This is a genomic window from Candidatus Tisiphia endosymbiont of Dioctria linearis (assembly GCF_964026545.1).
Classification (GTDB): domain Bacteria; phylum Pseudomonadota; class Alphaproteobacteria; order Rickettsiales; family Rickettsiaceae; genus Tisiphia.
Genome location: NZ_OZ032156.1, coordinates 901646 through 914640, shown reverse-complemented (window position 1 = coordinate 914640; position 12995 = coordinate 901646). Strand labels below are relative to the sequence as shown.

The 12995-nt window shown below is 33.2% G+C and carries 11 protein-coding genes; 3 read left to right on the top strand and 8 right to left on the bottom strand.

What is annotated here, in order from left to right:
- Positions 1-86 precede the first annotated feature (86 nt).
- Positions 87-428 carry a UDP-N-acetylglucosamine 2-epimerase gene (locus AAGD42_RS04430; RefSeq protein ID WP_341752391.1) on the top strand — a complete coding sequence of 114 codons (342 nt, stop codon included), beginning with the start codon at positions 87-89 and terminating at the stop codon, positions 426-428.
- Positions 429-430: 2 nt separating this feature from the next.
- Here AAGD42_RS04430 and AAGD42_RS04425 read toward each other — a convergent pair whose 3' ends face one another.
- The 5 genes from AAGD42_RS04425 to AAGD42_RS04405 all read right to left on the bottom strand — a co-directional run bounded on the left by AAGD42_RS04425 (position 431) and on the right by AAGD42_RS04405 (position 8946).
- A complete protein-coding gene (locus AAGD42_RS04425; RefSeq protein ID WP_341752390.1) occupies positions 431-3454 on the bottom strand; it encodes an AAA domain-containing protein in 3024 nt (1007 codons plus the stop codon).
- Between the two features lie 231 nt (positions 3455-3685).
- Entirely contained in the window at positions 3686-4606 is a 921-nt protein-coding gene (locus AAGD42_RS04420; RefSeq protein ID WP_341752389.1) for a HaeIII family restriction endonuclease, read from the bottom strand.
- Positions 4606-5625 carry a DNA cytosine methyltransferase gene (locus tag AAGD42_RS04415; RefSeq protein WP_341752388.1) on the bottom strand — a complete coding sequence of 340 codons (1020 nt, stop codon included), beginning with the start codon at positions 5623-5625 and terminating at the stop codon, positions 4606-4608. The genes AAGD42_RS04420 and AAGD42_RS04415 overlap by 1 nt, the downstream gene beginning before the upstream one ends.
- A 28-nt stretch (positions 5626-5653) precedes the next feature.
- The gene (gene leuS, locus AAGD42_RS04410; RefSeq protein ID WP_341752387.1) at positions 5654-8197 is read right to left on the bottom strand and encodes a leucine--tRNA ligase; all 2544 of its coding nucleotides are present in this window, start codon (positions 8195-8197) and stop codon (positions 5654-5656) included.
- A 227-nt stretch (positions 8198-8424) separates the two neighbouring features.
- On the bottom strand, positions 8425-8946 hold the full coding sequence (locus AAGD42_RS04405; RefSeq protein ID WP_410520922.1) for a DUF3576 domain-containing protein: 522 nt from the start codon (positions 8944-8946) through the stop codon (positions 8425-8427).
- Between the two features lie 219 nt (positions 8947-9165).
- Here AAGD42_RS04405 and AAGD42_RS04400 point away from each other — a divergent pair, with 219 nt between their 5' ends.
- Positions 9166-10095, top strand: a complete 930-nt coding sequence (locus AAGD42_RS04400; RefSeq protein WP_341752386.1) for an SGNH/GDSL hydrolase family protein — start codon at positions 9166-9168, stop codon at positions 10093-10095.
- Between the two features lie 393 nt (positions 10096-10488).
- Here AAGD42_RS04400 and AAGD42_RS04395 read toward each other — a convergent pair whose 3' ends face one another.
- The 3 genes from AAGD42_RS04395 to AAGD42_RS04385 form a co-directional block, all read right to left on the bottom strand.
- On the bottom strand, positions 10489-10644 hold the full coding sequence (locus AAGD42_RS04395; protein WP_341752385.1) for a hypothetical protein: 156 nt from the start codon (positions 10642-10644) through the stop codon (positions 10489-10491).
- A gap of 815 nt (positions 10645-11459) precedes the next feature.
- On the bottom strand, positions 11460-11645 hold the full coding sequence (locus tag AAGD42_RS04390; RefSeq protein WP_341752384.1) for a hypothetical protein: 186 nt from the start codon (positions 11643-11645) through the stop codon (positions 11460-11462).
- Positions 11630-11794 carry a hypothetical protein gene (locus AAGD42_RS04385; RefSeq protein ID WP_341752383.1) on the bottom strand — a complete coding sequence of 55 codons (165 nt, stop codon included), beginning with the start codon at positions 11792-11794 and terminating at the stop codon, positions 11630-11632. Before AAGD42_RS04385 ends, AAGD42_RS04390 begins: the two co-directional genes overlap by 16 nt.
- A gap of 526 nt (positions 11795-12320) precedes the next feature.
- Between AAGD42_RS04385 and AAGD42_RS04380 the strand changes: the two genes are divergently transcribed.
- Complete coding sequence (locus AAGD42_RS04380) at positions 12321-12947, top strand: dioxygenase (protein ID WP_341752382.1); 627 nt, start codon at positions 12321-12323, stop codon at positions 12945-12947.
- Positions 12948-12995 lie beyond the last annotated feature (48 nt).

Below are 12995 nucleotides of genomic sequence, written 5' to 3'. Positions count from 1 at the left end.
CTTTAATTAGCAATATTCTTCTTATGAGGTTGCTATGAATTAGCTGAACCAGATCAGATGTATACAACATAATTAAATATATATACATGCAAAAAAAACTACTTTTTATTATAGATCCTCACCCAGAAGCAATAAAAATGGCACCCTTAATTCAAAAATCCAAGGAATATAAAAATTGTAAAACTATTGTGTGCATAACAGCTCAACACAGAGGAATGCTTGATCAAGTATTAACTTTTTTTAACATTACTCCTAATTATGATCTTAATCTAATGAAACCAAATCAAGATTTATTTGATATAACAACTTCAGGGCTTATGAGGTTAAGAACAGTTTTAGAAGAAGTTAATCCTGATTTGGTTTTTATCCAGGAAGATACTACCACAGCTTTTATAGGTGCTTTAGCTACATTTTATCATAAAATGTAGACTTATTTAATTTTACTGTCTAGCTCACGGAATACTCCAACTTCTTTCCATAAGTCCCTATTTCCTATAACATAAATAACTTCTTTAGCACGGGTAACTGCTACATTTAAGATGTTAGGAAATTTGCCTACCCATACTCGACTGCCACCTTGGCCTGATCCTTGTGCCCCTAATACTAAAATTACCGCTTCAGCTTCTCGACCTTGGGCAGTATGTATTGTTCCAACTCGCTCATTAAGCCAAGAATAGCTATCTGTAGTTATCCAAGATTCTAAAATATGACTATCTTTTATAATTTTGCGTAAATTATTCGCAACAACTCTAAAAGGTGTTACAATATACAGATTTGGCTGTATTCCAGCATTCTTTAATGTACCTAATAGTTCAAGTACCTTTTGCCCTTCTTCTGGACACCACTTATCTAACGCTTCTCCTTGAATATCAAACCATTTAGAAGAACCAAGACATTTACGTATTGCAGAGCTACTATCAGAACTCTTGGCATGAACCATAGATTCTCCATAAGCAATTATATTAGAAATATCAAACATAGGATTTCCACAACGTCTATGTACTAGTAAAGGCACACCAACCAAACGACTTCCGTGCTTAGTATCAAATTCATAAATATATGAATTTGCAGAATCTGATAGGGTCTGCACTGATGCTTCTGGTGCATTAAAACGTTTTGGATCTACCGAAAATTGTTTACATATACTTTTTGTTAAATTGTCAGGTAAATCAACCACTGGTTCTATTTGTAGAGGATCCCCTGTCACTACAACACGTTTTGTCCTCATTATAGCCCCTACAGCAGCTTGCGGCAAAGCCTGCCCAGCTTCATCAATAATAAGCCATCCAAGAGAATTGGCAGGGAGATCCTTTAACATTTTCTCTACAGATGCAAAAGTTGTTGATACACTAGGAACTACAAGGAAGAAAGATGCCCATAAGTCTAGTAAAAAATCAGTGGTGCTTTTATCTATTACGTTAAAAGAATCACTAAAAATTTTCATCATAGCTCCAAGGTTATGATGTAAAGGTTTGGCTGCTGCATCTATAAATGCTTTATGTAGTTTTATAGCGGAAATAAACACCTCATCGCGTAATAATTGTGTCTTTCCGTTACACCATGGGGAAACTAGGTGCATTTCTTCAGAGGATTTTGCAAATAAACTACTATCAATCAAATGATTTTCAAATTCTTTAGAGGATGTTACAATCTTTTTCTTTTTATAATTAAGATGAACAACCTTTTGCCTTATCTTTTTCCTTTCTTCTCTCCAGGCACGAAATGAAGGAGTATTTAGAATACACCAAATAATATGTGGTTTTAATTTATCATGTTTTAATAAAAAATCTTCTACTTCCTCTCTCTTTCCTAACTTTTTTTCTAAATTTTCTAACTTTTCAACTAAATTTCTTGTTTCTTGTAATTTAGAGAGTTTATTTCGACTTGTTTTTAATGCTTCTTCAAAATTTTCTTTAGCTTCTTTCCAACATTCTAAAGCTTCACTGTGACTAGACGGTGGGTTATTTTCTTTAATAATTATAGGTTTCCTAGTTTCAAGGACTTTTTTGCCCTCTGAATCTTTAATCTCGAATTTCTGAGGTTTTCCATTTATTTCTGCTAAATATGTTGAAAAGCTAAAATCCTTATCCAACCAAAATTTTTCATTAAAATTCTTACAATTAGTCATATTGCCAAGTACTGCTGCAATCAAACCCCAACTTTCACCTCCAAGTAATGAATCAGATAGAGCTTTAAAATAACACAAATCATTTGCATCATTGGCAATGGCTTTTAAACTAGGTAATTCAGTGCTAATATTTTCAACAGCCTTATTGTTAGATGAGGCGATTAATATTTCAAAACCTTTTAGCCTTTCATCTAATTTGTAAAGCTTGAACCACCCCTTTCCTGCTTGTATTTTTTCCCCTGAATCAATAAAAGCTTCTTCAGGATCAGCAAAATTCAGTAATGCTTCTGCTCGTTCTGCAACTAATTTTGCCACAATATCACGTAATAAAGTTGTTTTTCCTGTTCCTGGTGGTCCATTAATTGCAAGAATTCCACTGTCTTTTAGTTCGGTCATAGATAAATTAACTGCAGCCTGTTGAAGTAATACTAAATGATGTCGTCCTAATCCAGGCCATCTTGCTGAAGGAATGTTTTTAGGGGAAAGAATATTTTGTAAAACTGTCTTATCTAGGATATTTTGACGTTTTAGGTCATTCACACCTAAATATTGTAAGAGGTTTGTTGAAGCACTTGAAGTATCTTGGTTTTGAGCTAAAGTATTAGCAATTAAAGTACTAGCTTTTGCTAAATCATTTAGGTAAAAGCTGTTAAGTAATACAGTCTTAGTAGGACCATCTTTTTCATTTGATTCAGGATCATCTTTTTTTCTTAATTCGTAAGTTCGGAGAGCAAATTTTTTATTTATTAGCATTTCTGCTGATATACCATAAATATTATTAGTAAGGTAAGTATAAGCCTCATCTATCATTATTTTATTCAAGGGAAGCTCTTCGCCATTTTCATCTTTTTTACGTAAGATTCTATCAAAAGCTATTTCCATTTTTTGTTTAACTAATGCCCAGTCACTTAAGTTTTCAAGACTATTTTTTAACGCTTGAGGAGCACCCCATGCAAAACTTGATAGATTAACAGATATATTATTTTTAAGAAGATAGCCATATTGATCTATAATAATTACACCTGTAATTGCTTCTCCTGATACCTGTTTTGACTCAACATTTGTATCACCATATTTTTTAACTAAAGCAGAAAATACACTCTGAAGACTAATCGAACCCATTATTATTTGGTAGAATAATTTTTTCTCAGGAGGTACTTTTTCGCCACCATTCTCCCATGGTAGTCCATTATCTAATAAAGCAACTAAACTTTCTTCTCCTCCTACTAAGTCTTCTGCTTTATGAAATGATTGAGGTGACAATACTTCCAAAACAGTCCAAGCTGATAAGACGTTACTTGCTTCTTGCATAGTTAATGGTTTCATTTTGTTAGTAATTTAATGTTCTAAGAAATCTGCCCAGCTTATTTAAGCATGTATGCATTTTAGAAAATATATCGCCAACTCGTGTAAAATAATAATAATTTAAAAGTTTGGTTGTAAAACTTTTGATTATTCATTATATTTGTAACTTAATAGTCTCACACCACGATATTTACTATTTTCAAGGGTATTATGATAATCTTTCTTTTTTGCCAAAATTCTCCTGTAATATAATTATAAATCAAAGGTTTGCTGATAAATCTCATTTGCTGGCAAACCAATAGCAGTTATATCAAATTTAAGAGATGGAATTACTTTGCTTTCTGCATTGTGGATTCTAAAGTTAATGCTATAACCACGGTTAAATACGATGGTTTTTGAATATTGACCACCATTCTTATTGTTTATTGTATTAATACATGTTGGATGCTTTGTACGCTTGGTAGATAAGGTATTATTCAAATTAAACCCTTGCACAATAATCCGTTTTTTTCCTTCTCTAATAATTTTGTAAAAATCAAAACGTCCCATGATAAAAGATATAATTGTCTTACAAAGTTCAATTTCTTTTGTCTCGCTGATGGCACACACCCTACTTATTTCATTGATCCATGCATCCAATATTGGCCAATAAAAGCGAGATGGTTTATCAATAACATCCCTCCATAACGCAGTTCCATTAGAATCATTTTTAATTTTAGTTAACTCATCAAAGATTGCTGTGGCAGTGATCCAATATTCATCACTACAACCCGAATCATCAATACCCCATTCTTTAATAAAGTTAGCTGTTCTTGATAATCTTGGGTGTTTTAAGGCTTTGTGATTATTTTTACAAGATATGCCGAATGTTTTGCCATTTATTGTTATCAATACATCACGTACATCACCCTGCTTACCTGCAATATCACTATTAAATGAAATTAATCCATCGTTACCAGATTCAAAGAAGGTCTTTTCTTTCAACAGAATATGCTCAATGGCAATAGTAGCTGCATTTAGCAAATTAGATTTTTCCTTATCTGCTATTTTATAGAATGCTTTTTCATTAATTTCTGAGTAGACATTTTCTTCAATTGACATATTTGTTTGTAATTTAAGTACTAAGCCTACCGCCCACTCGAAAGCTCTGCCATTGTTTGTTTGTGTAGCCATTAGCCCTCCAAATCTTCTCTAATTGTTTTGGCTACCCAGTACGCCAAATTTACTGGCACAGCATTGCCAATCATTTTATAGCCGTTTCTGATATTGGTATAAATGAACTCATAATCATCTGGGAATGCTTGAATTCTGGCACATTCTCGAACGGTTAATCTTCGATATTTATTTTCATAACCAGGAGCGAATTTTCTTAATTCTTGTCCATCAATTTTTATCATTTTAGGAGCTTGTGGGTGAAATGGAATATGCCTATCTGTTGCCAAAATAGTAAATGATTGTTCATCCCAACCTCGCACTCGATTTCTTGACATAAAAATTGGAGAATAGCCCGAATCAATTAGCTCATGATTCTTAACTTTTTTGGTTGTTCCAACTTTTAGATTAGCTAGATCACCTATCACCTGTTTTAAAGTAATTTTGGTTCCCAAAGGTTTAGGAAACTCAAATTTTTTGTTCAAAGATTTGTGATAGCCAACTATAAAAACACGTTCACGATCTTGGGCTACGCCATAATCACTTGCTTTTAACAACTTCCAACTAACTTCATAGTCTTCTTTTTTGAACATATCTATGATATTCATAAAGGATTCAATATTTCTTGAATGAATTATTCCATGAACATTTTCTGCAACACAAAACTTTGGCTTCACATGTCTAATAACCCGGATATATTCGTGAAATAATTGCCCCCTTAGATCGTCAAACCCACGCCTAGCCCCAGCTTCTGACCACGATTGACATGGCGGACCACCAATAACACCTATTGCATCGTCTGGAATATCTTCATCTGGAATATCCAAAATAGAACGCCCGTCAAACTTTGATTCAGGAAAGTAGTTTTGATAAGAAGGAGCAATTGTTTTATCATATTCGTTTGCCCAAATTGTCTTAAACCCAGCTTTTTCAAAACCAATATCTATACCACCTGCACCAGCAAATAATGAAACAAGAGTAATATTTGACGCATATTTTTTTTGCTTTGCTGTTTTAACTGTAGCATCTTTTATTGACATTGTCTTTCATTCAATAGTTATTTTTTATTCACACCACGATATTTACTATTTTCGAGGGTATTATGATAATTTTCTTAGGCTCTTTGCCGTTTAAATGTTTTTGTATCTCGGGTAATTGCATTACCATATTCTGAATCTCAATATTGCTCGTTACGTTGGCAAATTCTTGTGTAGCTCTCAGTTTGCCATTAACTTGGATAGCCATGGTATAAGATTCTAGCTCCAGCAATGATTCATCGAAAGAAGGCCAGGAAGTTTGATATAATCTTTCCTTACTACCTAATTTTTGCCAAATTTCCTCTGTAATATGTGGAATAAATGGGTTAAGTAACATAACCAAGACTCTAAACCCCTCTTTAACACTATAGTCAATTGATGAATTGACTATATCAATATTGCCTTCCTTGCCCTTAGATATTTCATCTGACAAAGCATTAAATAGTTCCCGCATTCTTGCTATGGCTTTATTTAGCTTAAAATCCTTTAACTCTTCGGTAACATGTTTAATAGTGTAGTGGGTAAGCTTTGTTAATTTATTTGATTTATTACTAGAACCTTCCGTTATTTCACTATTAATTAGTATTTCTGCCATATTTTCTAGCTTACTAATAAAACGAGAACAGCCTTCAAGACCATTTGCCGACCATTCAAAATCTTTCTCTGGCGGACTATCGGAGAGGACAAATAGCCTAATAGCATCAGCACTATGGTTGGTCAATATTGATTCTAAATCCATGACATTCTTTTTGGATTTACTCATTTTTTCTATTCGTCCTTGAACTACTTCTTCTCCAGTATTTTTATTAATCCACTTATCAGACTGTTTTATTACCTCATCTGGGTAAAGCCAATTATTATTAGCATCTTTATAAGTAGCATGTAGAACCATACCCTGAGTTAGCAAATTATTAAAAGGTTCGCGAATACTAAGATAATCTTGTTCGTTCATTACTTTGGTAAAAAATCTGGAATAAAGAAGATGCATTACTGCATGTTCAATTCCACCAATATACTGATCAACAGGTAACCAATAATTACATGCTTGCTTATCGGTTATATCTTTTGCTGCCACGTTACAATAACGGGTGAAATACCAAGAAGACTCAAAGAATGTATCTAACGTATCAGTCTCTCGAATAGCTTGTTTTTGGCATTTTGGGCAATTAGTATCTTTCCAAGTAGGATGCAAATCAAGAGGGTTGCCATTTCCATAAAATGTAACATCGCTTGGTAGAGTTATTGGTAAGTCTTTTTCAGCTACTGGCACAGTTCCACAAACTGAGCAATATATTATTGGGATAGGACAGCCCCAATATCTTTGTCTAGACACTCCCCAATCCTTCAGACGGTAGTTAATAGTACGTTTTCCTAAACCACGTTTTTCAAATTCTTCTATAGATTTTTGTTTAGCATCCTGAACAGCAAGATCATTCAAAAAGTCTGAGTTGATCATCATACCATCACCCGTGTAAGGCTCCGAGTATACGTCCATTTGAACATCTTTGTTAATTACTACCTGCTTTATTGGCAAGCCCATTTTCTTTGCTAATGCATGATCTCTTTCATCATGAGCTGGACATCCAAAAACCGCCCCAGTACCATAATCCATTAGTACGAAATTTGTTATTATGACAGGAATAATAATTGTCGAATCAAATGGGTGAATGGCAAAAAGGTTAGTATACACCCCTTCTTTTTCAGCTTTATCTACTGCAGCATTAGTGTGTAATTGTGAACATTTTTCAATAAACAACACCATATCGTTATTTTTATTCACCAATTGCCCAATTATTGGGTGATTATAGGCTATTGCAACAAAACTTGCTCCAAAAATAGTTTCTGGTCGAGTAGAGAACACTTCTATATTAGCTTGATGATCTTTAATTTTAAAAGTAAAATTTGCTCCTTCCGATTTACCTATCCATTTTTCCTGCATAGATTTAACAGAATCAGGCCAAAATTCCAGTTTCAAAATTTCATTTAATAGCTCTTCAGCGTAATTAGTAATTTTTAAAAACCATTGTTTTAAATATTTTTTTTCAACTAAAGCACCTGAACGCCATCCACGACCATCTACTACTTGTTCATTAGCTAAAACAGTATTATCAACAGGATCCCAATTTACTAAAGATTCTTTTTGATAGGCTAAACCTCTATTATAAAGTTCTAAAAAGAATTTTTGTTCATGCTTATAATAATCTGGATCACAAGTTGTTATTTCTCTCGACCAATCATATGAAAAGCCAATTGATTTTAGCTGATCTCGCATAGTTGCGATATTTGAATAAGTCCAGTCTTTAGGATTAGAGTTATTATTAATGGCAGCATTTTCTGCTGGCAAACCGAAAGCATCCCAACCCATGGGATGCAATACGTTATAGCCTCGTGATTTCATAAAACGAGCGATACAATCTCCAATAGAATAGTTACGTAAATGTCCAACATGAATTTTCCCAGAAGGATAAGGTAACATTTCAAGTACGTAATATTTAGGCTTATCGCTGTTGTCTTTTGCGGCAAAAGCTTTTTCTTCAAGCCAAATTCTTTGCCATTTTTTCTCAATATTTTTCATAATTTACACGTTAGTTATTAGTATTTTATCATGACAATTTAAAAGTCATAAGAAAAACAACCGATGTCTATTAGCGAAGAAGAGCTTAGGTCGACAAAGCAATCCAAAAAGTTATTAAAAATGGATTGCCACGCTCACATACGTTCGCTCGCAATGACGCCTTGGATTTTTAGACTATTTTTTCTGAGACTTTTAACTGTCCTGGCATTTATAACAAGAGTATAACATTATTTTTTCCCTGCACTAATATATAATTCTCTAGCTTTTCGTAAAATTTTATCTTCTATGTTATTAACTAGGTCTGGGACAGTATGATTGTCTAGCCAGTTACCATTTTTAAGTGTTTGTTCAAATATTCTTACTTGAATTGCATCCGGACTAATAACGTTATCCTTTATAAAAATATTTATTTTAAATCGAAAATCTGATTTTCCTTTTGGACTATACCACTCAGTAATAATAACTCCACCAATTGAATCGCTTGAAGCAAGAGGTACAAAACTTAATGTTTCTATAGAAGCCTGCCATAAATATTTATTGATGTTACCTATCTCCGTTTTGGTAGATTCATTCTTGATTCTGCCCGGTCTAAATATCAAACCTTCTCCGCCAACTATCGAACCCATTTCCTCCATCTGTCTTTCTTGTTCACTTTCTGGATAGTTTAAATCTCTAGCAATTGCCAAAGTTGGACAAAATAATAAGCTTGACATTATCCCAATAATTGTTCTTTTAAAATGTTCTTTCATAAATTATATATTTTTATAACCATTTGTTGTTTGTTTTAGACAATTTGCTGTCAGTGTATCATAGGAACCACATGATGTAAAGATAGCCCTGTGTTCTTTAACGGCAATTCTTATTATGGAACTAAAGTAATTGTAATAGCCTTTCCTAATAAAATATTTGTTGTTTAACTTCTTGATTTAAAATATTTTACATAAAACAATAAATTACATTGTATTGTCATGAAGTCAATAAACCAGTTTATTTTGCTGTCATTATTATCAGCATTACTGACTAGCTGTAGTAACACTTGTAAAAACTGTACTCCAGATTTGTTATTTAAACAAATTGGTTTTTCACCTCAACCTTATATAAATACACAATATAGGGCATTTTATGTTTTGGGGGATAGTCTATCTGATACTGGGGCGATTATTGGAGTATTTAACAATATGTTAAGTTTTGTAAAACAAGAATTTGATACTTTAAGGTGGATTGATAATATCTATTTTTCTCCACCATTTTACAATGAAAGATCCTTTAGTAATGGTCCAATGGCTGTTGAGTATGTGGCTAAGGGTCTAGGTTTACCGATGACACCTGGGTGGAGCTTCAACATAACCCCAGAACTTAAACAATGGATCGCAGAACAAAAGGCCAAAGAATCATCCATATTGATCGAAGATATTCTACAAGGAGCACGCACAAAAAATATGGCTCATGTTCTTGCTACATATGATAAAATTGGAAACAATTATGCTGTTGGAAATTCCATGGCGTCTGTTGGTAAATCGTTGCCATATACCTTATTGTTTAACCAATTCCAACTGAAAAATCAACTTAATGCCCTTATTAAACATCATCCTAATATTGGAGCAGATGACCTGTTTATAATTATAATTGGTGGGAATGATATTAAAGCTGCTGTGGTTGATGAAGCTCCCACTAAAATAATTGATGAGAGTATTAATGAAATATTTAATGATATTAATCTTTTAGTAACAAAAAAGGTCAAGCATATAGTAGTATCTAATGTCCCAGATATTGGAACAACTCCATATTTTGTTGACACCAATAAACAGATATTAGCCACAAATTTAACACAAGATTTTAATCTAAAATTAAATAATGGAATAGAGAGTTTGAAACAAAACACCATGGAGTTAATATAAAACTACTAGACATTAGGAATATATTTCAAAATGTACGTGCTGATTACAAACAGAAAGGCAACAATATATCTCAACCTTGTGTATGGGATATAGCTAATAAGCGTAATACTATGCTGTTACTAGAGTTAGTATTAACAGGAGAATTAAGAGTTACCTATAATTTCCCATGTAGTAAGTACAAGATTTGCAACTATCTATTTTTTGATTCTTTTCATCCAACCGTATTGTTGCATAAAGTTGTCGGTGATACTTTATTTGACCTCATAATTACTAACAATGATTTATAATTTCTTGGCAAAGTTTAAGGGATTGTTTAGAAAGATAAATTTTTTGGATTGCCGCGTCGCCGCAAAGCGGCTCCTCGCAATGACGTAGTAATGCTAGACATATTAGCTATACCCAACAACTGCTATCAATATAGTTGTCAAAGTTTTTTATTTTTATACCAGTAACATTTACACCAGTAATGCTGAATTGCAGTAAAAATAAACCCAAAAAACAGCCAAAGAATGGTACTGTATAATGCATCTTTACTAAAGAAAATCTCATAAAAACCTATATTATGCTCAATTAGGTAGATTATCACTCGAAGCATAATAGTCATATGCAACGTTTCCCTGATTACATATAACATATCTTTAGGATCCCACTTAAACATAATTAACCTCAACATTCGACATAAGCACTAAATAAAATATATACTTGAAACGGTTCTTATAGCTAACCTGACTAACATTACTACGTCATTACGAGAAGCTACTTTAGTAGCATTGATGCAATCCATTTTGGGTTAGTTTTTTAGATTGCTTCGTCGCTACTGAAGTAGCTCCTTGCAATGATGCTTGGCGAGCAGATTTTTTATCTATCATAAGAAAATAGCAAAAAAACCGTGAACGCTCACATATAGTTGTCAAAGTTTTTTGTTTTTATACTTATAGTAATAATCAATAAACCCAAAAAATAGTAGGGGAATGGTATGGCATAATGAATATTTAATAAAGAAAATTTCATAAACACCTATATTATTTTCAATTAGATATGTTATTACTCGAAGCATGATAGTCATATACAACGTTCCCCTGATTACATATAACAGATATTGATCCCACTTAAACATAATTAACCTCAACATTCGACATAAGCACTAAATAAAATATATACTTGAAACGGTTCTTATAGCTAACTTGACTAACATTACTATGTCATTGCGAGAAGCTACTTTAGTAGCATTGATGCAATCCATTTTTGGTCACTTTTTGGATTGCTTCGTTGCCGCAAAGCAACTTCTTGCAATGACGTCTAATTATTTCTATATTATACACCTAAATTCTATATAACAAGTTATATAGAATTTAGATTAATTATTAGTGAGGAAAATCTAAATGACCAAACGTATCCCCATGGTGACCTGTTATTGATACACTAAAAGAAGGTTCTCCTTTACATGCATCAACTACCATAGCCGCCGGTGCAGCTCTGATTAAGAATTGGCCAGCAGCTACCGGATTGGTTGCAGCAGTAATAGTACCAGCAGTTAAAACTCCCGCCATCCAGGGGAGATTTTAACGTTAAGCTTATCAGTAGGAGCTAATGGCGAATAATCTATGTTACCCCAACAATTGTTTGTGTATACAGTAGGTTGTGAGTCTTTAACCCTCAGCGGTATTCCTAAGATATTTGTAAACTTATCTTTACTCATAACATCCTCCTTATATTTAATATTAATAATTAATTATATTATGAAAACAACTATTTTTATAATTAAATATAGAAACATCTATCATCATATTTAAAAGTGTATATAAAAATTTTAGGTAATACAAGTGATTTTACTAAAATTTTTGAAAAATTATTATCACAAATATTTTGAATTGATATATAGTTAACTCGATTAGTATTTACCATAACAAACTGGTATCTATTAGGCGAGGAGCCATTTTAGCACAACCATCGAAAGCTAGAAGAGGAAGCGGGTTTAGACAGAGGAGTTGAAAAGTCGTATGGGGTCAACGTCATTGCGAGGAAGACCGTAGGTCGACGAAGCAATCCATAAAAGCAACCAAAATGGATTGCTTCGTTGGCTCATGCCTCCTCGCAATGACACGGTTATTTTTCCGTAACTTTTAAACTGCCATGATAACCTCTAAAACCTCTTCTTCTAACTTTCGACAACTGGGTCGCTTTAGTGGCAACAAAACAACCCAGATAATTAATGTAGGCAAAACATGAAAAAGTTATTATTTCTAATCTGTTTGTGTTCTACTATTGCTACAGCAAGTGAACCTAACTATTATCCTAATAGGCTTAATTGCTGTAAGATTACTAAGAGTACAATAAATGATTATGAACCGCTAGAGTTTCAATCATCCAATAACTTACTTAGAAGCACAGGTCAACAATCGGTCTATCGTGGTACAAAAATTATAGTGAAGGGTATATTGTTAGACCAGCATTGCGTTCCAGTATCAGATGCAAAAATATATTTATGGCAGGTTGGAAGTGATGGAAAATATCCCTATATACCACTTCGTACTCGTATCAATAAGAAAATGCTAAATCTTGGAAGTCAATCAAGTTTTACCGGCTCTGGTACGGCTACTACCAATAATAAAGGGGAATTCTATTTTGTTACTATATACCCTAGTAAAATTGGTCGTGAAACTGCTAATGTAAACATTAGAGTTGAGCATTTGGATCTTGGACAATTACAGACTAAGTTATATTTATCTAACTCAATGGTTGATTTAGATAATTGCGGAGAAGTTAGCCATGTTCTGACTAGTGTTCATAGTGGCATCAAAACTTATGAGTTTAAGGTTGTGATGCCAGGACGAACATTCAAAAGATATTAACGGTTGGATTATTTACATCCGCAGCAATCTTCTACAATGGGCTTTTCT

Bases quoted from the DNA above. Each gene is read 5' to 3' on its own strand.
- AAGD42_RS04385 (WP_341752383.1), bottom strand. From the start codon at position 11,794: ATGAGTAAAGATAAGTTTACAAATATCTTAGGAATACCGCTGAGGGTT.
- AAGD42_RS04390 (WP_341752384.1), bottom strand. From the start codon at position 11,645: ATGGCGGGAGTTTTAACTGCTGGTACTATTACTGCTGCAACCAATCCG.
- AAGD42_RS04415 (WP_341752388.1), bottom strand. From the start codon at position 5,625: ATGTCAATAAAAGATGCTACAGTTAAAACAGCAAAGCAAAAAAAATAT.
- AAGD42_RS04380 (WP_341752382.1), top strand. From the start codon at position 12,321: ATGAAAAAGTTATTATTTCTAATCTGTTTGTGTTCTACTATTGCTACA.
- leuS (WP_341752387.1), bottom strand. From the start codon at position 8,197: ATGAAAAATATTGAGAAAAAATGGCAAAGAATTTGGCTTGAAGAAAAA.
- AAGD42_RS04425 (WP_341752390.1), bottom strand. From the start codon at position 3,454: ATGAAACCATTAACTATGCAAGAAGCAAGTAACGTCTTATCAGCTTGG.
- AAGD42_RS04405 (WP_410520922.1), bottom strand. From the start codon at position 8,946: ATGAAAGAACATTTTAAAAGAACAATTATTGGGATAATGTCAAGCTTA.
- AAGD42_RS04395 (WP_341752385.1), bottom strand. From the start codon at position 10,644: ATGAGATTTTCTTTAGTAAAGATGCATTATACAGTACCATTCTTTGGC.
- AAGD42_RS04400 (WP_341752386.1), top strand. From the start codon at position 9,166: ATGAAGTCAATAAACCAGTTTATTTTGCTGTCATTATTATCAGCATTA.
- AAGD42_RS04430 (WP_341752391.1), top strand. From the start codon at position 87: ATGCAAAAAAAACTACTTTTTATTATAGATCCTCACCCAGAAGCAATA.
- AAGD42_RS04420 (WP_341752389.1), bottom strand. From the start codon at position 4,606: ATGGCTACACAAACAAACAATGGCAGAGCTTTCGAGTGGGCGGTAGGC.